Raw genomic sequence first — 20761 nt, 5'->3', positions numbered from 1 at the left:
ATCGCTCATTTTTTTTATAACGAGCTAAGTAATCAATACGCTTATTTAACTAAATAGAGAAACAATCCAACTAATCAAAATTCCGACGAATGCAAAGTCAGAATCTCCGAATGTCGTTCCTTCGAAACCGAGATTTCCGAGTAACGGTAGAAGGAAGGCTGGTAAAAAGCTGATGAGAATACCGTTTGCAAACGATCCAAGTATTGCACCCCGTCTTCCCCCAGTCGCATTACCGAATACGCCAGCAGCAGCACCTGTAAAGAAATGAGGCACTAATCCAGGAACGATGATTGATAATCCGAGTAAAGGTAAGAAGAACATTGAAATCAATCCAGCGACAAAACTAGATAGAAAACCGATGATGACCGCGTTTGGCGCGAATGGGAAGACTGTTGGACAATCTAGCGCCGGTTTTGCATTCGGTACGAGTTTATCCGCGATTCCTTTAAATGCTGGTACGATTTCTGAAATTAACATCCGAACACCGGCAAGTACGATGTAGACTCCTGCCGCGAACGTAATAGCTTGAATGATAGAGAAAACGATATAGTTCGATCCACTCGATAATTCTTTTTCAATGAATCCTGGTCCAGCAAATAATGCAACGACAACAAAGAGTAACGTCATCGTCAAAGAGACGGCAACAGATGTATCTCTTAAGAATCCTAATTGTTTAGGTACCTTGATTTGCTCCGTTGAGTGTTCTTTATTTCCCGCATATTTTCCGATCGTTCCAGAAATAAAGTATCCGAGAGAACCAAAGTGCCCAACTGCAAAGTCATCAGAACCAGTGATTTGTCGAACGAATGGTTGTAAGAGTGCTGGAAAAAGAACCATACATAATCCAAGTAGAATCGAACCCACAACAACTAATAGAACACCGCTCAATCCGGAAACTGAAAGAATTGCTGCAAGTAAACTCGCCATAAATAACGTATGATGTCCAGTCAAGAAGATGTACTTAAATGGTGTAAACCGTGCCAAAACAATGTTCATGACCATTCCGAACACCATGATCATTGCAGTCTCTACACCAAATGCATCTTGAGCAACTGCTACGATTGCTTCGTTATTTGGAATGATTCCCCGAATGCTGAATGCATGATCGAACATTTTACTAAAGATTTCGAGTGCTGCGATGATGACACCGGCTCCTGCGCCGATAATGATAAAGCCCATGATCGTCTTGAGTGTTCCCGAAACCACTGTCGCAATATCCTTTTTTTGCAACAGTAATCCAACAAGAGCAAATATACCGAGCAGGATTGCTGGCGTTCCTAAAATATCTCGCATAAGTAAATCAAGCAAGGTCAGTCCCCCATTCTTTTAAGTGTTTTTACTTAAAGTCTCGTACTAAGTTGTGTTTTGATGTCTTCGATATTCATGACATTTTCAAGTGCAACGATATCGCGTGTACCGTTGTCGAGCGAAACAATGATATCTTTTGCGCCTAGATAAATATCAGCAGGTTCAGTTTGAGCCGTCGATAGATCCGTATGAGAAACATTTGCCTCTTTTCCCATTTGTTCAAGTGCCTTTTTAACGTTGAGTTCCATGATGAAGCTTGATCCAAGTCCGTTTCCACATACTACTAAAATTTTCTTCATGATTTAGTCCTCCTCAGAATATGGTTCGATGATTGTTTCAATTTCTGCTACAGAGTTTGCTTCTAGCAAACGTGTGACATCCACTTGATTTCCTAAAAGATTCGTCAGCTGACTTAGCGCTTTAAGATGTGTTGTTTGATCAATGGCGGCAAGAACAAAGAACAGATGGACTTCTTTATCTTGTGGAAATAAAACAGGTTCTTCTAATTTCAAAATACTCATTCCTAGTTGAAGTACTCCGTCTTCTGGTCGTGCGTGCGGAATCGCCACATTTGGCATCAAAACAATATATGGACCATGAGACTCAACGTTTTGAATCATCGTCTCGATGTACGACGGTTGAATTTTCTTCTCGAGCAGTAAAGGGCTTGCTGCCACTCGAATGGCATCCATCCACGAATCCACACGTTGGTGTAGCTGTATTTGGTTTGTTGTGATTAAATCATTTAGCACCGGTTGTCCTCCTTGTAGCAGTTTTTGTTGTTTTGGAAATAACAACTGATTTAAAGCCTGTCGCAACGCCGATTCACTATCGATTGTTGCATGTTGTTTGATGACAGCAATTAAATCTTCCAATTGAATTCCATCTGCTTGGTTTCGTTTTAGAAAACGTTGCTCTACCGAACGTCTTAATGTAATTTGCTCAAAACGTGTTGGTAATGTAGGTACAAGCATGACATCTGCCTGCAAATGAATGCTCTCTTCTAACGGAACTGTCGTAAAAATGACATCGATGATTTCAACGAATTGACCGACTTCTCGTTGTGACACCGGTGGTAAAAATACAATCTCCGGAAATTGATTTTTGAGAATGTAATCGAGCATATGCGATACGCTAATCCCACTTGGACAGACGACAATTGCTTTTAACTTTTTATCCAATTGCTCTCCTTGCTGATTTAGATGTGTAGCAAAGTGAAGCGTATAGTACATGACTTCGACATCTGGTATATCTTGATTCATCAATTTGCGGAATGGTTCTAGTGCTTTCGATACAAGAACATGTAAAACTTGATGTTCTTCCATGACATACCGCTTCAATTCCGATGAAGATTCCAAACCTGAATAAAGGCGTTGCATCGTAGCTTTCGAGTGAAGTACTAACTTTTCACAAAGAGCTTCTTTTTCGATAATGAAAGTGCAAGAAATCGTCTCAAAATGAGTAATTACCTCATGCATGACTGCAGAAAGGCGAATATGAAGATCTTTTTGAATTTCCTCTTCTATCTTCGGACCGCTTTGAATAAGGAGATCTAACGTATCAACGAATAGTGTTCGTTCTTCGAAATACGAAATGAGTGTCGAATCAATGTCTTTCATGAACAGCGGTTCTTCACTCGGAACGATTTCCTTTATTGCTAGCGATCGACCCATCATCAAAAAATAAGAAAGTTTTTCTCGATGCTCTTCTACAAATTGAAATTGTTGTTGTGCTTCATATGATTCGATTTGTTGTTTCGCTTTAATTAAACGCTCTGACCAATCATCAATGATCATAGCCATCAAATCATTTTTCGTAGAAAGTCGAATTAAGCGCTCAATCGCTCGATACATATACAAATAAATAGTTTGTAGATGTCCGTAGAAGTGATATCCATCTTTTCGAGAATAATTGAGTGTAATTCCAAATTGAACGGCATCTTTTTTCACAGCGTTTAAGCTTTCTTGCACTGTAAATTTCGATACATTTAACAACTGTTGATAATGAACGGAAGATACAAAATCGTCTTCCATCATCGTATAGAACGTGATCAACAACTCACGTTCTTCTTCTGAAAAGATTAATTCAGCCTTCTCTAGCTTTTCTCCAATCCCCTTATCAGCTGGAATCGTTAAAATCGATCCATTCACATCAAGCAATGGGAAGTGATGATATCCTAGCCATTCCTGAATACGTTCGATTTCATACTCCAAAGTGCGTTTGGAATACGGTAAGATTGTTAATAAAAATGGAATTTGTACGATCTCTTCATGAAGAATCACATGAAGGATTCGTTTGCTTTTCTCGTTCAGTAACATTAGTGGAGGCCCTCCTACGCATTCAGTATAAAACGAAAACAGTTGCTTTTTGTAAGCGTTTACGATTGAAGTTTGTTCTGGCTCATGACAAAAAACTGTCTCTACTTTCTCAACACAAAAAAACACTCATTCGCTACATGAGTGTTTTACAAGCAATTTAATTTTTATTTGTACTTTACCATACTAAAACAAGCATCCTGTTCTATAACGAACAAATATTCATGGGCATGGTAGACTTTACTCTTTTACTAACTCGTAAAATTGATACGTATTCTTTCCTGACGACTTAGCAGCATATAGCGCGACATCTGCCTGCTGTAGCAAGACTTTTAACTCTGGACGAAATTCGGCGTCATACATCACGATCCCGATACTTGTTGACACACGGTAATCTGTTTCCCACTCACTTAACGAAGTGACGATCCGCTTCGCGAGTCGCTCCCACCCTTCCCTTGAATCAGCATGACCGAAATGGAGGATGAACTCATCGCCTCCTAGGCGCACGGCCATCGCATCGTCTTGTTCGCGCACGAACTGTCGTAGACGTTGCGCGACCTCTTGCAAAACAATGTCCCCCGTCTCATGTCCAAAGACGTCGTTGACTTGCTTAAAGCCATCGAGATCAAGGAAGAACACCGCCCCTGTCTGTCCGGGATGATCCTCGAACTGCTTCGTTAAGTACCGCCGATTATGCAGTCCTGTCAACGCATCCTTCCAAGCATGACGCTCAAGCTCTAAGTAGTACAAGAAGAGTCGGACGATCCGTTGCAGCAGCTGAACATTCTTCTGTTCATACAAGCTGACCCGATTATTGATCGCACATAACGTGCCGAACGTTTCCCCGCTCGTCAAGACGATTGGAATCCCTAAGTAGGACCGGACGTGAGCCTCCTCCAAACCTTTTCGCCAATCGCCGAGTTGTTCCGCGTTTGGAATATCTTCGAGGACGACCGGCTGTTTCGTCTCGAAATCAACCAGTTTACATAATGATTGGTTTAATTCAATCTGCATGCCTTCCACCATCGGAATATCTGCTTTATCGTTTGCAATCTTTAACATCCGTTGTTGTCCTGCTTCGATTGCTGATAAGTACAACATCTGATCCGGTAAAATCTCTTTTGCGAAATCGAGTACATCGTCAGCAAGCTCATCAAAATTTTGATACATCTTCAATTCTTCAAATGGTTGATTCATACAGCACCTCATTTCAAAGTCGTCTTCTGCGGTGTCTCTGATTTGAAAATTTGATACATATATTACCACTTTCTCTTTTTGAAGTCGTCTAAACCTCTGTTGCTTAAAAGCGTCCGATGGTCCTATTTATACATCCAAATGAGAAGGATTATCATTTTTTTATTTTTGTATAGTTTATAGAAGTAAAAAACTGTTCCAGGTAATTCCTTGGAAAATGGCGTTGCGTCTTCCGAATTCGTTTGCTATGATTCTCAGTGAACATGACAATGATAATCATTATCACTTATTGAGAACAGATTAATCAGGTAGTCATACATAATCCATCTGCTGCTCAATCCGTGATTTATGTGTTATCAAATCAAATATGAGGAGCTGAATCATCATGGGGAAATGGAAAACACCACTCGTCGTGAGTTCGCTTGCTGTTTTACTCGCAGCATGCGGGAACGCAGGAGAAGCAGACACGAAGAAGGACGCAGAGGCACCAAAGACGATCAAAATCAAAGACGCACATGGAACGGTCAACGTTCCGGTTGATCCGAAGAAAGTCGTCGCACTCGATAACCGGACATTTGAGACGCTTGCCGCATGGGACGTCGAACTTATTGCAGCACCAGTCGGACTGCTCCCGGCTGAGTCACCTTATGCAAAAGATAAGGATATCGTCGATGTCGGCATGCACTTCGAACCGAACCTCGAAGCGATCGCTGGTGTCAATCCGGACGTCGTCATCGTCGGGCAGCGTTTCGCTGATCATTATGAAGACATCAAAAAACTCGTTCCAAACGCCGCTGTCATCGATCTTGACATCGCATTACCGGAAGACTCTGGTACGCCAGGTGAGTTACTCGTCAAAGGACTTGAAGATACGACAGAGACACTCGGACAGATCTTCGATAAAAAACAAGAAGCGGATCAGCTCGTGACGACACTCGAGCAATCGATCAAAGACGTCAAAAAATCGTATAACGGACAGGACAGCGTCATGTCGGTCATCGTCTCGGGTGGCGATATTGGATTCTCAGCGCCGATGAGTGGACGTGTCTTCGGACCGATGTATGATTTGTTCGACTGGAAACCAGCGCTCGAAGTTAAACAAAAATCAGGGAACGATCAAGGTGATGAAGTCTCGGTCGAAGCGATCGCTCAAAGTAACCCGGACTGGCTACTCGTCATTGACCGTGACGCGCCACTCGGAAACGCAGAAGGTGCCGTACCGGCGCAAGATGTCATCGACCGTGCGCCTGCTCTGCAAAAAACGAAAGCAATCAAAGACGACAACATCGTCTATGCACCAAAAGATACGTACTTAAATGAATCGATTCAGACGTACTCGGAATTCTTCACTGACATCGCGAAAGCGCTCAAGAAGTAATGGCACATGCACAGCAACAAATGAATGGAAGAGTTGAGCCACCCGCTCGACCTTCCTTTTCTGTCGTTTGGACGAAGCCGTTCGTCTTGACCTTATGTCTCGTCTTAGCGCTCGCTACGGCGTCCCTCTTCACGGGCGTCTACGAACTACGGAGTGCCGCGAACGATTTCGATATGTTCTGGATCACGCGCGTTCCGCGGACGCTCGCCTTGATGCTGACCGGTGCTGCGATGGCGATGGCAGGACTTGTCATGCAACTGATTACCCAAAACCGGCTCGTTGAACCAACGACGACGGGAACGATCGAATGGGCAGGACTCGGACTGTTAGCCGTCTACTTACTCGTTCCGGCACCGTCGCTAATGATGCGGATGACCGGTGCTATTCTTTTTGCATTCATCGGGACGATGGTCTTCTTCTGGTTTCTCCGTTCGGTCCGACTGCGGTCATCATTAATCGTCCCAATCATCGGTCTCATGCTCGGAGCCGTCATCTCTGCGATTTCGACGTTCCTCGGTTTGTTCTTCCGTGCCAGTCAGGCAATCGAAGGCTGGTTCGTCGGTTCGTTCGCGTCCGTTCAAATCGGTCGCTACGAGTATCTCTGGATCATCATCGGAGTCACGGTCTGTATCTTCTTCCTTGCGAGTCGCTTGACGCTCGTTGGGCTTGGCGAAGACATCGCGACGAGTCTCGGTGTCAACTACAACCGGCTGATGCTGATTGCGACCGGACTAATTGCCCTATCCGTCGGTGTCGTCGCGACTGTCATTGGCAATTTGCCCTTCCTCGGCTTGATCGTTCCGAACATCGTTTCGATGTTTCGCGGTGACGATCTTCGTAGTAATTTGCCGTGGGTCTGTCTGATTGGCATGGCAACGATTCTAATTAGTGATCTGATTTCACGCACGATCATCCGCCCGTTTGAACTGCCGGTCTCCTTGATTCTCGGAACGGTCGGAGCAGCCGTCTTCATCATCATTCTGTTACGTCGGCGGAAGACTGGAGGTGTCAGATGAGTACCGCGATTAGACAACAAGAACATACAAGAAATCAACCGAGCGTTAAACGTGAAACCAATCGCCGGGCGTCTGCCTTTCAGTCGAAACGACTCGAGCGCCGCTACTGGATTCTCCTCATCCTGTTCCTTAGCGGCGGAGTGTTCAGTACGATTGGTCTCTTGCTCTACAATAATCCGGTTCCGGTTGATTCTCCGTCCTTTTGGCCGGTCGTCGAACGCCGGATCACGGCAGTCATCACGATGGCGATTGCAGCAATTTGCCAAAGTCTCGCGACCGTCGCCTTTCATTCGATCACGAGCAACCGGATCATAACACCGTCCCTGCTTGGTTTTGATGCCCTTTACTCGACGATCCAGACATCGATGATCTTTTTCTTCGGTGCGGGAGCACTCGTTGGCTTTACCGGCACGAATGCCTTTTTGACACAGGTCGCGATCATGCTCGCGATGAGCCTCTTGTTATACGGCTGGTTATTGTCTGGTAAGTACGCGAACTTGCAATTGATGTTACTCGTCGGAATCATTCTCGGTACTGGTCTCAACTCGCTATCGTCATTCATGCGAAAGATGCTCGCGCCGTCCGAGTTCGACATCTTACAAGCGCGCCTGTTCGGTTCGGTCACGAATGCCGACGCAGCTTACTTCCCGATCGTCATTCCGGTCGTCCTCGTCGTTGGTCTGTTGCTCTACTTTTCGTCCGGACGACTCAACGTCGTCGCACTCGGAAAAGAGGTCGCGACATCGTTCGGTGTCAATCATCGCGGCAGTGTCATCTACTTCTTGATTTTGATTTCACTCCTGATGTCGATGTCGACGGCTCTGATCGGACCATTGACGTTCTTTGGTTTCTTAGTGGCGACGCTCAGCTATCAAGTCGCTGCGACATACGATCATAAATATGTTTTCCCGATGGCATTCGCAATTGGTTTCTTCGTTTTAACGACTGCCTATTTCTTCATGTATCACATTTTCAACACGCCAAGTGTCGTCTCCGTCATCATCGAACTGTTCGGCGGGCTGATTTTCCTTATCGTGTTGCTTAGAAAGAGGTCCCTATGATATCACTCGAACAAGTTAAAAAATCGTATACAGACGATGTCAGAATCGGTCCAATCGACTTAACGATTCCAAAAGGCGGTTTCACGGCTTTGATTGGTCCAAACGGTGCAGGGAAATCAACGACGTTAATGATGATCGGCCGTTTGCTGGATCTCGATGCCGGGCAGATCGAAGTCGCTGGCATGGATGTGACAAGTAGTAAATCAAAAGATTTAGCAAAGATCATCACGATCTTGCGACAAGAAAATCATTTCGTGACCCGGCTGACGGTCCGACAGCTCGTCGGTTTCGGACGGTTCCCCTACTCACAAGGTCGCCTGACAACGGACGACGAAACAATCATTTCGAAATACATTGATTTCCTCGAGTTGACATCGCTTGAGAACCGCTATCTCGATGAATTATCTGGTGGACAGCGGCAACGAGCTTATGTTGCGATGGTTCTTTGTCAGGAAACGGAATATGTCTTACTCGACGAGCCACTCAATAACCTCGATATCGCCCGCTCAGTCCAGATGATGGGTTATCTACGACACGTCGCTGATACGTTTGGACGAACGATCATCACCGTCTTGCACGATATCAATTTTGCCGCGAAATACGCCGATCACATCTGTGCGATGAAGGACGGACAAATTGCCGCCTTCGGAACAGTCGCCGAGGTCATGGATGAAGCGCTATTATCCGAGATCTTTGAGACACGACTTGAGATCATCGAAGGCCCATATGGTCCGATTGCTGTATATTGATACTTAATAGAAATGAGGAATGAACGATGCAGATCGATTGGCTACCCCTAGAACAAGTGACGCAAGAGGGCGAACATACCTATACGTTTCATTTAAAACGCCCAGATGATTTCGTTTGGGAGGAAGGCGCCCACACGCATATGGCGCTAGAAGGTTTTAATGCAGGCGAAAAGCCGAACCGCAGTCTGATCCGGCATATGTCAATCTCGACGCTCCCTCATGAAGGAACGATTGGGATCACGACACGGATCAAACCGGAAAGTTCCGTCTTTAAGCAGACACTTCAGCAATTGAAAATGGGTGAAAAGATTGCCTTATTCAAGACGCACTCGAATATTCCACTGCGTCGGGAAGGTCGTACGGTGTACTTACTCTCAGCAGGCGTTGGTTTGGCAACGTTTCGTCCGATCATCTTGCAACATCAGGCTGATAGAAGTGGCGTTCCTCATCTACACTCGTTGAACGTCGATTCTACGCGAACTGAACTATTTAAAACTCAGCTTCTTTCACATGAGCAGTTTAGCCCTACTTATGTCGAAAATCGCTCTGCTTACTACGATGCTGTCAAAGCGATGACAGCGGACAAGGAAGGTTTGTTCTACATCGTTGGTAGTGATGAATTTCTCCGAGATACGATTAACGTGTTACAAGGTGCTAACATTCCAAAGGCTCAGATTATGATTGATAAACGCCAAGACCAATTGGATACGTTTTTGGCATGAAGAAGACCGGGACATTCACACTGTCCCGGTCTCTTTTTGTATGACGAACAAAGGATCACTTATACGAAAATAAATACAATGGGTAAGAATAATCCGCTCATCAAGAGCATCCCTACTATGACAGCGATACTCGATTTGAAAACCGACAATCGATCATTAAAAAGACATTTAATACAAAGAAAAATCCTAATAAGCGAATAATCATGGCTTTATTCATATGTACTCCTTCATAGCTACTATCTATTTGGATTGTTTCTTGAAACAGAATGCACTCTAATCATAGCGCTTCAAAGAATAATTTTGGAAACGCATTCAAATAACTGGTGATTTGATATCGTTGTAAGTCATACTGACAGTAGGTATTAGAAAAGGAGTGTTGAAGATGGAATACAAAAAAGGACTCGAAGGCGTCATTGCCGCTGAAACACAAATCGGTTTAGTCGATGGAACATTAGGTCATCTTATCTATCGTGGACACTGGGCAAAGGAACTTGCATTATCTTATTCATTCGAAGAAGTGGCGTATTTCATCTGGAACGGTGCGTTCCCGACTGAATCGGAACTTTTGACATTCAAGGAACAGATGACAAGCTATCGTGAACTTCCTTCTTACGTAAAGACGATTCTCGATACATTGCCGAACGAGATGGATGTCATGAGCACGATGCGCACGGCAATCTCGGCGCTTGGTACACCCGCTTTCGCTTGGCCACCAACAATCGATCAAGCGATGCACTTAACGGCACTCTTACCAACGATCATCGCCTATAAGTATCAAAAAAATCAAGGCGCTGACTTCATTGAACCGAATCCGGAACTTGATCACGTCGCGAATTATATCTATATGATCAAGGGACAATTACCAAGTGACGTTGAGATTAAAGCGCTGACAGCGTATCTGATCTTAACAATCGAACACGGCATGAATGCTTCGACGTTCGCTTCTCGTGTCGTCGTCTCGACGGAATCGGAAATGATTTCCGGCGTCTGTGCCGCGATCGGATCCATGAAAGGGCCACTTCATGGTGGTGCCCCTTCAGAAGTCATTGAGATGATTGATGAAATTGGAACGATCGACAACATCGAACCATGGATCCGGAACAAATTAGAAAAAGGCGAAAAATTGATGGGCTTTGGTCACCGCGTCTATAAAACACGCGATCCGCGTTCAGAAGCCTTAAAAGTCGTCTCAAAAGATCTCGCACAAGAGAGCGATTGGTTCAATCTGATTACACAAATGGAGCAAACAGCAATCGATTTACTCGAAGAGTACAAACCGGGCAGAAAACTCTATACGAACGTTGAGTTCTTTGCGGCAGCCGTCTTAAAAGGACTCGATATTCCGAAAGAACTGTTCACACCGACGTTCACATCTAGCCGCATCATCGGTTGGACGGCACACATCCTTGAACAAGCAGGAGACAACCGAATCTTTAGACCACAATCGTTGTATACGGGTCCGATGCCAGAAAAAGCGGCTAAGTTTTAATCCGCCTTCTTTTTAACAATTTCTTAAAAAAAGTGGAGCGATGTATAGCATCGCCCCACTTTTTTGATGTTTTATTCAACGACTTTCTCTAATGTTAAATTCAATATCTCTACTTCACATCCTGCCGCTTCTACATCCGGGCTACAGGCGTACGGTCCGATCTTCAAATCGGTCACGTCATGTAAGTGTGCGATCCGGAGCTGCTCTTTGTACGTTCCTGTTATGTGATAAAGTGTGACGTCTTGATTGAGATAATGAAGTTCAAAGACAAGCGGCGCATCAAACAATGTGTTGTCGACATCTCGACACGACCAGTCCGAGTACCCAAAACTCGTCACGACGGCACCGAGATGTGATGGACCATCCGGAATGAATTCAGCCGAGACTTTCACCCAGTGATCGTCATTCACATATAGCAAAATCCCCGCTTGATCATATGTAGCATTCGGTTTTAATTTCACTTCAATCCGGCATTTGAATTCTCCACTTGGAGCATCCTGTAACAGCGCATGCCCCGTCAGACGGTTGAACTGATAATGGGTATTGCGCCAAAAATCCGTATCCGGATCCGTCATGAAGCGTAACGGTGTCTCCTCTTTAATACGCGACGGTTGATTGAGCCAATTCATCAACATATCCTCCTTTTTCTCAACGCCCTCTTAACTTCCGTAACTTTCGATAGCCACGAATGAGCATATCGAGCATACAATCCCTCCTATTTTCTATGAACCCTCAGACTACTTTACGAAGTCGTTGCATATCCTTATATAAAGCCGATCGTTTCAAACGTCTATTCCGTATTAAGTATTGCACATCTGACCGGTTATCGTACATCAGTTGGATATGGAAATAATTGATATATTCAAGAATCGCAAAAATATATAAAAACAAGGTGATTCGTAATCCATACACCGGAAGCTCAGATTGAAAACGCATCCAATCGATTCCGAACGTGCACGTCGTCAGAACGAATAGAATAATATTGATGACACGACAGTGGCGTAATCGTCGGACGACCAGTTTCGGGGTATTCGACGTTCCTTCTTTCTTCAGACGTCTCCACTTGCTATACCAATACCAAGCTCCCTGAATCAACAACAGTTCGAACAAAAACAGTGACATCCAAAATGCACTGAGTTCAAATAATTGAAGTTGCGGAAAGACACGATTACCAAACCAGCTGAGTGGTAAAATCGTGATGACCGTGAACAATTCCCCTCGGTATAGATAGGCGAAGCGCTCGGCAACGATCTGCCTCATGGCGCCACCCAGTCAATCCGGAATTTACTTCCTGGACCAAGCTGTACAATCAAAGGTTGATCTTCTGCAATCACGCGTCCGAGGACGTTGATTCGCTCATCCGCCGGCAGATCACGTTTCGTGATTTGAACCTCGCCCGCATAGCGTCCGTATCTTTCATTATCGATCGTGATCGTCCCAAGCGGACGGGCAGACGGATCTTGCGGTATTAGATCAATCGTCGACGGACTCATGCGCGATTCAACGGATCGAATGACATCCCGCGCCGGATCAAATCGATTCGTTTCCGTATCCCGTTGTTCTTGTCGTCCGTTCGCGAATGCCCGAAGTACGATGACTCCGTCTTGCTCTGCTTCAAATTGCCGAATCGTCGCTTCCGTCAACCGTGGATCGCCGACAAGGATTCGGTCGACGGTCGGCTTTAAGTCCAGATAACTTGCGAACGGTGCCACTCCCCGATGGTCTTCAAGTGTCGGTAACGTCTCGAATAACGGTCCGCGAAGTGTTCCGTCGCCCGGTATGAATGCTTGGACGCGTAATCCTTGCGCCTGCAACCAGGCATTTTTTTCGTCAAACCACGTCCGGTCGAGTCCGGTTTCCGGTCGCGGATAAAAGTTATGCCACGCTTCCGTACGTTCGAGTTGCAGACCATGTGCCTTCATCTCAGTTAATTCGTCTGCCGTTAAGGTACTGGCATTGAGTGCGACCATCATCTGGTTCGATAATGTCGCGATTTGTCGCGGACTGATGCCGTAATCAAGCCGCAGTCCGGTGACACCCCAGTCCGTTAGCGTCGCTGCCGTCTCCCACGTCTTTCCGAGCGTCGCAAGTGACGCTGGTGCGATGTCCGCTACGAGCTCATACCCGAGTGTCTTTGCTACACGACCGAGCGCTTGCAAGCGTTCGACGTACAGTGAGGAATCATCCTCAGGGATATGAAGCGATGTAAAGAGCGACGTAAAGCCGACGGTGCGCATCCGCTGCAACCACTCATTCGTCTCATCCGTGATTGGTTCATTTAAATAGATCGATAATCCTTTCATCGACTCACTCCTTCACTTCTCTACTTAGGGAAAAAGCAGCTGATTCCTTCTTTTTCGAAGGATTCAACTGCTTTTCATTACTTTAAATACCGTCTGCCATCTCTTCTTTGAAACCGAACCAGTACGTGAACAGGAAGCCTGCGACGTATGAGATGACGAGACCACCGATATACGTCAAGTACATTCCGTTATCGATCAACGGTGTTAACGATAAACCGGATACGCCGACACCAAGTGCTGTAGTCTTCATCGTCGCTTGGAAGGCACCACCGACCGCTGCCCCGAGACATGCCGTTACGAACGGTCGACCAAGTGGCAACGTGACCCCGTATAACAACGGTTCACCGATTCCAAGGAAACCAACTGGAATCGCACCCTTGATGATGTTACGCAAACGCGGGTTACGCGTTTTGACGAAGATCGCCATCGCTGCCCCGACTTGACCTGCTCCTGCCATCGCAAGAATCGGTAAGAGTGGCGTGTTGCCGATCGTATTCAAGAATTCAAGGTGGATTGGCGTTAGTCCGTGATGGAGACCGACCATGACGAGTGGTAGGAAGAAGCCGGCAAGTACTGCCCCAGCAAGTGGTCCACCGACCTCAAGTACGGCATTGATTGCTTTCATGATGCCGTCTGACAACAGTCCAGCCACCGGCATGATCGCATACAGCGAGGCGAATCCGACGATCAGCACCGTCAACAGTGGCGTGAAGATGATGTCGATCGATGCGAACATGAAACGACGGATGTGTTTCTCAAGATACGTCATTAACCACGCGGCAAAGATGACCCCAAACAAGCCACCCCTGCCTGGAACAAGCGGTTCCCCGTAAATCGTGATGTCCGCAAGTACCGGATTGAATAGAATCCCACCGGCAATCGCCCCGAGCACCGGTGTTCCGCCGAACTCCTTCGCCGTATTCCAACCGACAAGGATCGCGAGATATGCAAAGACCGTCCCACCGATCAATAATAATATTTGCATCCAGGTCTGTGTTGCATCGACACCCGCGTTCTTCGCGAAGTTGGCTCCCCCGTTGATGATACCGGAAGCGACAAGCCCCGGAATGAGCGGGATGAAGATATTCCCGATCCGGCGTAAGAAGCGCTTGAACGGTGACTGTTGTTTCGCTTTCACTTTTTGCCGCTCGACCGCTGCTCGTTCTTCTGGTGTCAAATTCGGTTCCACGGACTCTTCCCCAATCGCGAGTCCCGTCTCGCGACTTAAATGGTCGGCTACCCGATTGACTGTTCCCGGACCGACGACGATTTGTAACGTTTCGTCATCGATGACCCCCATGACCCCATCAATCCGTTTTAACGCATCGATATTTGCTTGCGTCGGGTCCTTTAACGATAAGCGAACCCGCGTCATGCAGTGCGCAAGCTGCCGGAGATTGTCTTTTCCACCAACGTGCTCGAGGATCGCTTGTGCCAGCACTTCTTCCTTCTTCATCGTGTTTCCCCCTTAGAGTGCGTCTCGGACGAATCCGTTCGCTTGCTGTAATCGTTCGACGGCTTCCGTGTACGGAATGTTTGCGAGAATCATGACGATCGCCGTCTTAACGTGTCCGTGCGCTTCATGGAAGATCCGTTCCGCCGTTACGGCATCGACTCCTGTCGCCTCACTGATCATCCGCTTCGCCCGGATCTCGAGTTTTTCGTTCGTTGACTGGACGTCGACCATCAGGTTTTGATAGACCTTGCCAACACCGATCATCGCCGCCGTCGAAATCATGTTCAAGACGAGCTTTTGCGCCGTTCCAGCCTTTAATCGTGTTGACCCCGTCAAGACTTCCGGACCTGTTTCGACTTCGATCGCATAACGCGCGTGCCGACTGATGACCGCATTCGTGTTACAAGAGATCGCTGCCGTCACCGCTCCAACTTCCTTCGCGTAATCAAGCCCACCGATGACATACGGCGTCCGTCCGCTTGCTGCGATCCCGATGACTGTATCACGTGCTTCTAACTGGAGCGCTTTCAAATCATCGACGGCAAATGTTCGACTATCCTCAGCTCCCTCAACGGCTTTAATCAACGCGCGTTCGCCACCAGCGATCAAACCGACGACCATATCTGGTGAGACCCCGAACGTCGGTACACATTCTGCTGCATCAAGAATCCCGAGCCGCCCGCTCGTACCAGCACCGATGTAAATCAAGCGTCCTCCGGCATTAAATGACGTAATGACGTGTTTGACAACTTCAGCAATGACTGGTATCTGCGTTTGAATGACCGTTGCGACCGTCTGATCCTCGGCATTCATCACGCGCAACACATCTTCGACCGACATATCGTCGAGATGCATCGTGCGCTCATTTCGACGTTCCGTTGCTAACTGATCTAACATCTGCTTCACCCTTTCTGTTATCCCTCCCTTTATTATACAATTAAGAAATTTTAATTCAATATTTTTTATTTAATTTTGAAATTAAATTTCTATATACAATAATAAAGTTCTTTTCTTCTTTTTCAGGATGGATCAGCAGATTTCCTGCGGGCTTCGCTGACCATCTCTTTTGAAAAATCGAGTAAGGAACAGACTTGGTCGCGACCGATCGTTTCAAGGAGCAATGGGATTCGTGGACCTAGGGTTGATCAATCGTCAGTTGATAGAGCAGCGTCGCATAGTATCATTGATAAACAAAAAGCTGATTTTCACCCGTTAGTTGCCTAAAGGACAAAAATCAGCTTCCTATGAAACCACTTTTTACATCTCATGTTACTAATAGCATCATTCGTACCGGAACCTGCATGAGGCTCTAAGATATTTATTGAAGAAGTCGTTCACCAGAGGCGTAAATCATTTTAATTTCTCTTCCATATCCTCTACTGAACTAGAACTGTCGCTATTCTTTTCTTTCTCCTTAACGAGATATTCGATATCATATGTACCCGGCTCGATCGTACCGCCTTGTACCGTTTGTTTGAGAACGACGGTTTCTGATGCTTTGACGCGTTTCTTTTGTTGGCTTGTTTTACTCTGTTGCTTTCTTGAATCGAAGACGACAGTCCTTGATTTGCTCTCACGAACGATGACATTCAACAAATGCCCAGAGCGAGCTACGACATCAAATGCATGGTCTCCTGTGTTCGTCAATTTGTATTCAAAGACGAGTCCCTCTTTCGTAGTCCCTTTGAAGGATGTCTCATTCGTCTCACTCCCACTTTGCGGTTGAATCATACAACCGGTCAAATAAAGAATCATAGGGATCAACAACCATTTTTTCATCTATAAAACTCCATTCTGTATAAAGAAATTGCTGAGTTACTCCCATCCTAGAAGTGGACGCGGTGGCTCCTCGACGAAGGCACGGTATCCATCGAAGCTCATTCCTTGTCGTTGTGGATTGTGGTTGCGAATCAAAGGATCACCCGTCTCGTCCTCGTTTTGCCAAAATCGATGTTCCGTTTGAAAGACCTTGATCGACGAATACTGGAATCGCTCTGCCATTAAATATTCTCGAACCGATTGCATCACTTTTTCAAAGCGCGCATCCGAGTCGTAGCTAGCGCCGAGACTTTCTTTATCTTGTTTCCCTTCGAAAATCTTAACCGAGAAATAAGCATTCTTCTTCGCAATCGGGTACTCGATTTCAACGCGAACCGAGTCGACGAAGCGAATTGGTCGAGGTTTGCTCACTTCCTCTTCGGAATTGTAGTCCTCTACATAATAAGCATCTGTTGCAATCGAGAACTCCTTGAACTCCCAGAACATATCCCCTTGCGCAATGATTGCATATTCGAGGAATGTGCCGAAGTTCTGTCCGATCGGGTCAGTCTCCTCTGTCGACAACTCATGAAACATCCAGTGCATATACGGCGTCTCCTCCGTCTTCGCATCTTCCGTATGGATCAAGACGTATCCTTCGTTCATTTCGCCAATCATCAAGAAATGATCGTAGTCTTCATGGATCAGGTCGTCCTCTTTAGCCTGGATCGTCATTTCAATGACTTTTTCAAGCGGATAGAGTTCGATGCCAAGACCTTGAATCATGAACAACTCCGCTCCGTCATGTAAACGAAGGAATGTCTTATATTCACTTGGTAACGTTAGCTTGAATTGTTTTTCAAATGACTGAATCGCCTGTTCCGCCAACGGGTCATTCAAATTGAATTGAGCGACTCCTGTATCGTATCGCCGCTGAATAAAGGTCGACCCGTGATTAATTTTTTGTGATAAGACGTCAAGTACCGCTTCGATTTGGTTCATTTCTTTCATGGGTCCCATCCTTTTCGTTTCGTATTCGTGAATGATACGACTTCACCCTATACACCATACCATTTTTTCAATTATTTGGTGTATTCCATCCTACTCGTTCTGTGGTATTCTCGTTCTAATATCATTCAAAAAATGACGAGGTGACCCATGTCTAAATCATCATCGATGTTACTCATATTACTCGCTGCGATCTTTTGGGGTACGACTGGGACCTCACAAGCCTTTGCGCCAGAAGATGCACACCCGATTGCAATTGGTGCCGTTCGTCTTGCTGTCGGCGGACTGTTCTTGCTCTGTCTCGTCTTCCTAAAAGGAAAGCTGACATTGCGTGACTGGCCACTGCGGACGATTTTACTTGCTGCCGTCAGCATGGCAGCTTACCAGCCCTTGTTCTTCTCGGCTGTTTTAATGACGGGTGTCGCTGTCGGTACCGTCGTTGCGATTGGTAGCGCACCAATCTTCTCCGGATGCATCGAGTGGCTGTTCTTAAAAAAACGTCCGGCGTTGCTGTGGTGGGCTTCAACCGGATTATCGATCACCGGTTGTCTGTTGCTTCTGAACAATCAAGGGACGGTCGCGATTGATCCAATTGGGATCGTTCTTGCACTTGGTGCCGGACTATCGTTTGCCGGGTATACGTTCGTCAGTCGTGATCTTGTCAAGACCCATGCGCCGCTGTCGGTCGTTGCCGTCATCTTTACGACGAGCGCCTTGCTGCTATCACCTCTGCTCTTCTTATTTGATCTCTCGTGGTTAGTCACGCCACGAGGAGCCGGAATCAGCCTCCATCTCGGCGTCGTTGCAACCGGGCTTGCTTACTGGTTATTCGCAAAAGGGCTATCGAACGTACCGTCGTCGACTGCCGTCACTCTCTCGCTCGGTGAACCATTGACGGCTGCCTTGCTCGGTGTGTTCGTCCTCGGCGAACAGTTAAGTGGCACGGCTTGGTTCGGGATCTCGTTATTGTTACTCGGTATCGTCTTATTAATCAGTTCGTCTCGCCTAGCAACGCGCCAAACCGTTTTGATAGAAGAACGACAAACTCGGACAGGAGGCTAAATCATGCAAGAAATCACGCTTGAAAAACTACAATTTCGCGAGGATTACAACATCGGACTCGATCAGTTCTTGATGGATGTCGCAAATGGTAACAGATTGATATTTCATTTCCGTGGGCATACGGAGGAGACGATGGTCATCGTTGGTGACTACAGTTGCAATTACTTCCGATTGACCTTCGAGGCGGATGCGATTCTGCTACGTTCACCGGACCTCTATGAACTAAAAGAAGATGTCGAGATCAATCCGATTCCACTTCTGACGCTGACCGATTCAAAGCTACTGACGTTCGCACGTGAAATGATGGGACTCGATCCTACAAAAGACTGGATCCATTACTGGCTCCGGGCGTTCGAACAGGATTTTCATGTCTTGTCTCCCCGTCCACCAGTTCTGACGGACCTCGGACATAAACGCAGCGATGCGATCGTCACGTATTCATTTGATTCGCTAATCGTTGAATGACCCGAAACATTTCATACGCAAAAGATCCACGAAACGGACAATCGTTTCATGGATCTTTTCTACACAAATTTATAGGCATACATTATGAACGGTCAATCGTATACTCCATCATCCAGCATGTATCTTCATTGATTTTTTTCACTTTCTGAAACCCGCATTTTTCATAAGCTCTAATTGCTCTAAGATTTGATACGTCAGGATCTAGAATAATTCGATTTACTTCCTTGCTTCGAGCGATATCTTCAACGAATAATTTTATCATTTTCGTTCCAATACCTTTATTAAAAAGTTCAGGATAACCAATAAACTGGTCAATTCCAATTATGATAAAATTCGCAGGATATCCAAATGCCTCTTTTTGTTCGTCCGTTATCAAATAACGTTGCATGAATCCAATAGGTTCATCCTCTAACTCTACGATGTATGGAGCGACAGGTATCTCTCCATTTACTCTCGGTTCGTATTTATCTATCACTTGTTGCAACGTAAATGGTGCGTTCATATCTCCATAGAACTCTAACACTTCTTTTGTACTTAACCATTGAGACATGATTTCATAATCGGTATGTTGCATCTTTCTGATTGAGACAGAATTGATTTTCATATGTACCTCTCACATTCATTAGTAACCGCCCAACGCCTCACGCCAGACGGTTACTTGGATTATAGATACAAGGATAAGGTTTTCTCAACCGACTGGACGGAATCGACCGGACTGAACCGCTGTACGACACGACCTTGGCGATCGATTAAAAACTTCGTATAGTTCCATTTAATCTTTGACGACAGCAGACCTGACCGTTCGCGTTTTAGGAATGTATAAAGCGGATGTTCATTTAGTCCATTGACATCGATCTTCTGAAACATCGGAAACGTCACGCCATAGTTCAGCTGACAGAACTGCATCGTCTCTTCCTGACTCGCGAACTCCTGCTGATTGAATTGATCGCACGGAAAGCCAAGCACCGTGACTCCTTGATCGTCATATTTATCGAACAATGCCTGTAGTTCGCCAAGTTGTTTGACGAGCCCACATTTGCTTGCCGTGTTGACGATCACGAGGACACGCCCCGCATAGTTACCTAATGAAACAGTCTCGCCCGCTGCGTTTTGTACGGTTGCATCGTATACGGTCTGCATGTTTCCCAGCTCCTTTGCCCCGAGTATAAGACAAAACGCCGCACCCTGTCGTTTTCAGGCATGCGCGTAATGCTTTACCAAATCGCCTCTTCTTTGTCGCTCAGTTTGATGACGAACGGTAAAATCAAGACGAACAAGAGACTAACATATCCGAGCGATAAGTAATGTTGCGAGTCTTTTGAAATGTATTGCTTCACGCCGCAGTTCGGACACGCTTTACCATGTTTCGCAAATCCGACAGCAAGCACTTCTTTCATTTTGAACGTATACTGGCAATTCGTACAACGTACCATTTGATCATCTCCTTCTTCCTTTTCTACTGGTGGATGCAGGAAAA

The 20761-nt window shown here is 45.9% G+C and carries 22 protein-coding genes; 8 read left to right on the top strand and 14 right to left on the bottom strand.

What is annotated here, in order from left to right; genetic code table 11:
* Positions 1 to 45: 45 nt before the first annotated feature.
* The 4 genes from ACY2IG_RS07125 to ACY2IG_RS07110 form a co-directional block, all read right to left on the bottom strand.
* Positions 46 to 1308 carry a PTS ascorbate transporter subunit IIC gene (locus ACY2IG_RS07125; RefSeq protein WP_290775143.1) on the bottom strand — a complete coding sequence of 421 codons (1263 nt, stop codon included), beginning with the start codon at positions 1306 to 1308 and terminating at the stop codon, positions 46 to 48.
* 32 nt (positions 1309 to 1340) lie between these two features.
* Positions 1341 to 1607 carry a PTS sugar transporter subunit IIB gene (locus tag ACY2IG_RS07120; protein ID WP_462618596.1) on the bottom strand — a complete coding sequence of 89 codons (267 nt, stop codon included), beginning with the start codon at positions 1605 to 1607 and terminating at the stop codon, positions 1341 to 1343.
* 3 nt (positions 1608 to 1610) lie between these two features.
* Entirely contained in the window at positions 1611 to 3626 is a 2016-nt protein-coding gene (locus tag ACY2IG_RS07115; RefSeq protein WP_462618595.1) for a BglG family transcription antiterminator, read from the bottom strand.
* A 237-nt stretch (positions 3627 to 3863) separates the two neighbouring features.
* Entirely contained in the window at positions 3864 to 4820 is a 957-nt protein-coding gene (locus tag ACY2IG_RS07110) for a GAF domain-containing protein (RefSeq protein ID WP_462618594.1), read from the bottom strand.
* 382 nt (positions 4821 to 5202) lie between these two features.
* On the opposite strand from ACY2IG_RS07110, the gene ACY2IG_RS07105 reads away from it, so the two are divergent.
* From ACY2IG_RS07105 to ACY2IG_RS07080, 6 genes are all read left to right on the top strand, one after another.
* Positions 5203 to 6195 carry a siderophore ABC transporter substrate-binding protein gene (locus ACY2IG_RS07105; protein WP_462618593.1) on the top strand — a complete coding sequence of 331 codons (993 nt, stop codon included), beginning with the start codon at positions 5203 to 5205 and terminating at the stop codon, positions 6193 to 6195.
* A gap of 20 nt (positions 6196 to 6215) precedes the next feature.
* On the top strand, positions 6216 to 7211 hold the full coding sequence (locus ACY2IG_RS07100) for an ABC transporter permease (RefSeq protein ID WP_290753189.1): 996 nt from the start codon (positions 6216 to 6218) through the stop codon (positions 7209 to 7211).
* A complete protein-coding gene (locus ACY2IG_RS07095) occupies positions 7208 to 8272 on the top strand; it encodes an iron chelate uptake ABC transporter family permease subunit (RefSeq protein WP_462618592.1) in 1065 nt (354 codons plus the stop codon). Before ACY2IG_RS07100 ends, ACY2IG_RS07095 begins: the two co-directional genes overlap by 4 nt.
* Positions 8269 to 9021: an iron ABC transporter ATP-binding protein gene (locus ACY2IG_RS07090; RefSeq protein WP_375091571.1), complete on the top strand. Its 753-nt coding sequence runs from the start codon at positions 8269 to 8271 to the stop codon at positions 9019 to 9021. Before ACY2IG_RS07095 ends, ACY2IG_RS07090 begins: the two co-directional genes overlap by 4 nt.
* Before the next feature lie 26 nt (positions 9022 to 9047).
* A complete protein-coding gene (locus tag ACY2IG_RS07085) occupies positions 9048 to 9743 on the top strand; it encodes a dihydropteridine reductase (protein WP_462618591.1) in 696 nt (231 codons plus the stop codon).
* 382 nt (positions 9744 to 10125) lie between these two features.
* A complete protein-coding gene (locus ACY2IG_RS07080; protein WP_426273030.1) occupies positions 10126 to 11232 on the top strand; it encodes a citrate/2-methylcitrate synthase in 1107 nt (368 codons plus the stop codon).
* Positions 11233 to 11303: 71 nt separating this feature from the next.
* Here ACY2IG_RS07080 and ACY2IG_RS07075 read toward each other — a convergent pair whose 3' ends face one another.
* The 7 genes from ACY2IG_RS07075 to ACY2IG_RS07045 all read right to left on the bottom strand — a co-directional run bounded on the left by ACY2IG_RS07075 (position 11304) and on the right by ACY2IG_RS07045 (position 17760).
* On the bottom strand, positions 11304 to 11861 hold the full coding sequence (locus ACY2IG_RS07075) for a DUF1349 domain-containing protein (protein ID WP_290749656.1): 558 nt from the start codon (positions 11859 to 11861) through the stop codon (positions 11304 to 11306).
* A 103-nt stretch (positions 11862 to 11964) separates the two neighbouring features.
* On the bottom strand, positions 11965 to 12492 hold the full coding sequence (locus tag ACY2IG_RS07070; RefSeq protein WP_462618590.1) for a general stress protein: 528 nt from the start codon (positions 12490 to 12492) through the stop codon (positions 11965 to 11967).
* Positions 12489 to 13535 carry a DUF871 domain-containing protein gene (locus ACY2IG_RS07065; RefSeq protein ID WP_462618589.1) on the bottom strand — a complete coding sequence of 349 codons (1047 nt, stop codon included), beginning with the start codon at positions 13533 to 13535 and terminating at the stop codon, positions 12489 to 12491. The genes ACY2IG_RS07070 and ACY2IG_RS07065 overlap by 4 nt, the downstream gene beginning before the upstream one ends.
* A gap of 82 nt (positions 13536 to 13617) precedes the next feature.
* On the bottom strand, positions 13618 to 14991 hold the full coding sequence (locus ACY2IG_RS07060) for a PTS transporter subunit EIIC (RefSeq protein WP_462618588.1): 1374 nt from the start codon (positions 14989 to 14991) through the stop codon (positions 13618 to 13620).
* Positions 14992 to 15003: 12 nt separating this feature from the next.
* Positions 15004 to 15897, bottom strand: a complete 894-nt coding sequence (gene murQ / locus ACY2IG_RS07055; RefSeq protein ID WP_462618587.1) for an N-acetylmuramic acid 6-phosphate etherase — start codon at positions 15895 to 15897, stop codon at positions 15004 to 15006.
* 444 nt (positions 15898 to 16341) lie between these two features.
* Positions 16342 to 16770: a BsuPI-related putative proteinase inhibitor gene (locus ACY2IG_RS07050; protein ID WP_462618586.1), complete on the bottom strand. Its 429-nt coding sequence runs from the start codon at positions 16768 to 16770 to the stop codon at positions 16342 to 16344.
* 36 nt (positions 16771 to 16806) lie between these two features.
* Positions 16807 to 17760 (bottom strand): SMI1/KNR4 family protein, encoded by a 954-nt coding sequence (locus tag ACY2IG_RS07045; protein WP_462618585.1) that lies wholly within the window; start codon positions 17758 to 17760, stop codon positions 16807 to 16809.
* Between the two features lie 147 nt (positions 17761 to 17907).
* On the opposite strand from ACY2IG_RS07045, the gene ACY2IG_RS07040 reads away from it, so the two are divergent.
* The gene (locus ACY2IG_RS07040; protein WP_329470655.1) at positions 17908 to 18819 is read left to right on the top strand and encodes an EamA family transporter; all 912 of its coding nucleotides are present in this window, start codon (positions 17908 to 17910) and stop codon (positions 18817 to 18819) included.
* A 3-nt stretch (positions 18820 to 18822) separates the two neighbouring features.
* Positions 18823 to 19284 (top strand): hypothetical protein, encoded by a 462-nt coding sequence (locus tag ACY2IG_RS07035; protein ID WP_462618584.1) that lies wholly within the window; start codon positions 18823 to 18825, stop codon positions 19282 to 19284.
* Positions 19285 to 19366: 82 nt separating this feature from the next.
* On the opposite strand, the gene ACY2IG_RS07030 is transcribed toward ACY2IG_RS07035, so the two are convergent.
* From ACY2IG_RS07030 to ACY2IG_RS07020, 3 genes are all read right to left on the bottom strand, one after another.
* Entirely contained in the window at positions 19367 to 19858 is a 492-nt protein-coding gene (locus ACY2IG_RS07030; RefSeq protein WP_462618583.1) for a GNAT family N-acetyltransferase, read from the bottom strand.
* A gap of 89 nt (positions 19859 to 19947) precedes the next feature.
* Positions 19948 to 20424 (bottom strand): glutathione peroxidase, encoded by a 477-nt coding sequence (locus ACY2IG_RS07025; protein WP_462618582.1) that lies wholly within the window; start codon positions 20422 to 20424, stop codon positions 19948 to 19950.
* A 74-nt stretch (positions 20425 to 20498) separates the two neighbouring features.
* Positions 20499 to 20717 carry a hypothetical protein gene (locus ACY2IG_RS07020; RefSeq protein ID WP_290774920.1) on the bottom strand — a complete coding sequence of 73 codons (219 nt, stop codon included), beginning with the start codon at positions 20715 to 20717 and terminating at the stop codon, positions 20499 to 20501.
* Between the last annotated feature and the right edge of the window lie 44 nt (positions 20718 to 20761).

Source organism: Exiguobacterium sp. EF_C8 (assembly GCF_054956715.1).
Note: the sequence above shows the minus strand (reverse complement) of the source record. Positions and strands in the feature narration are given on the sequence as shown.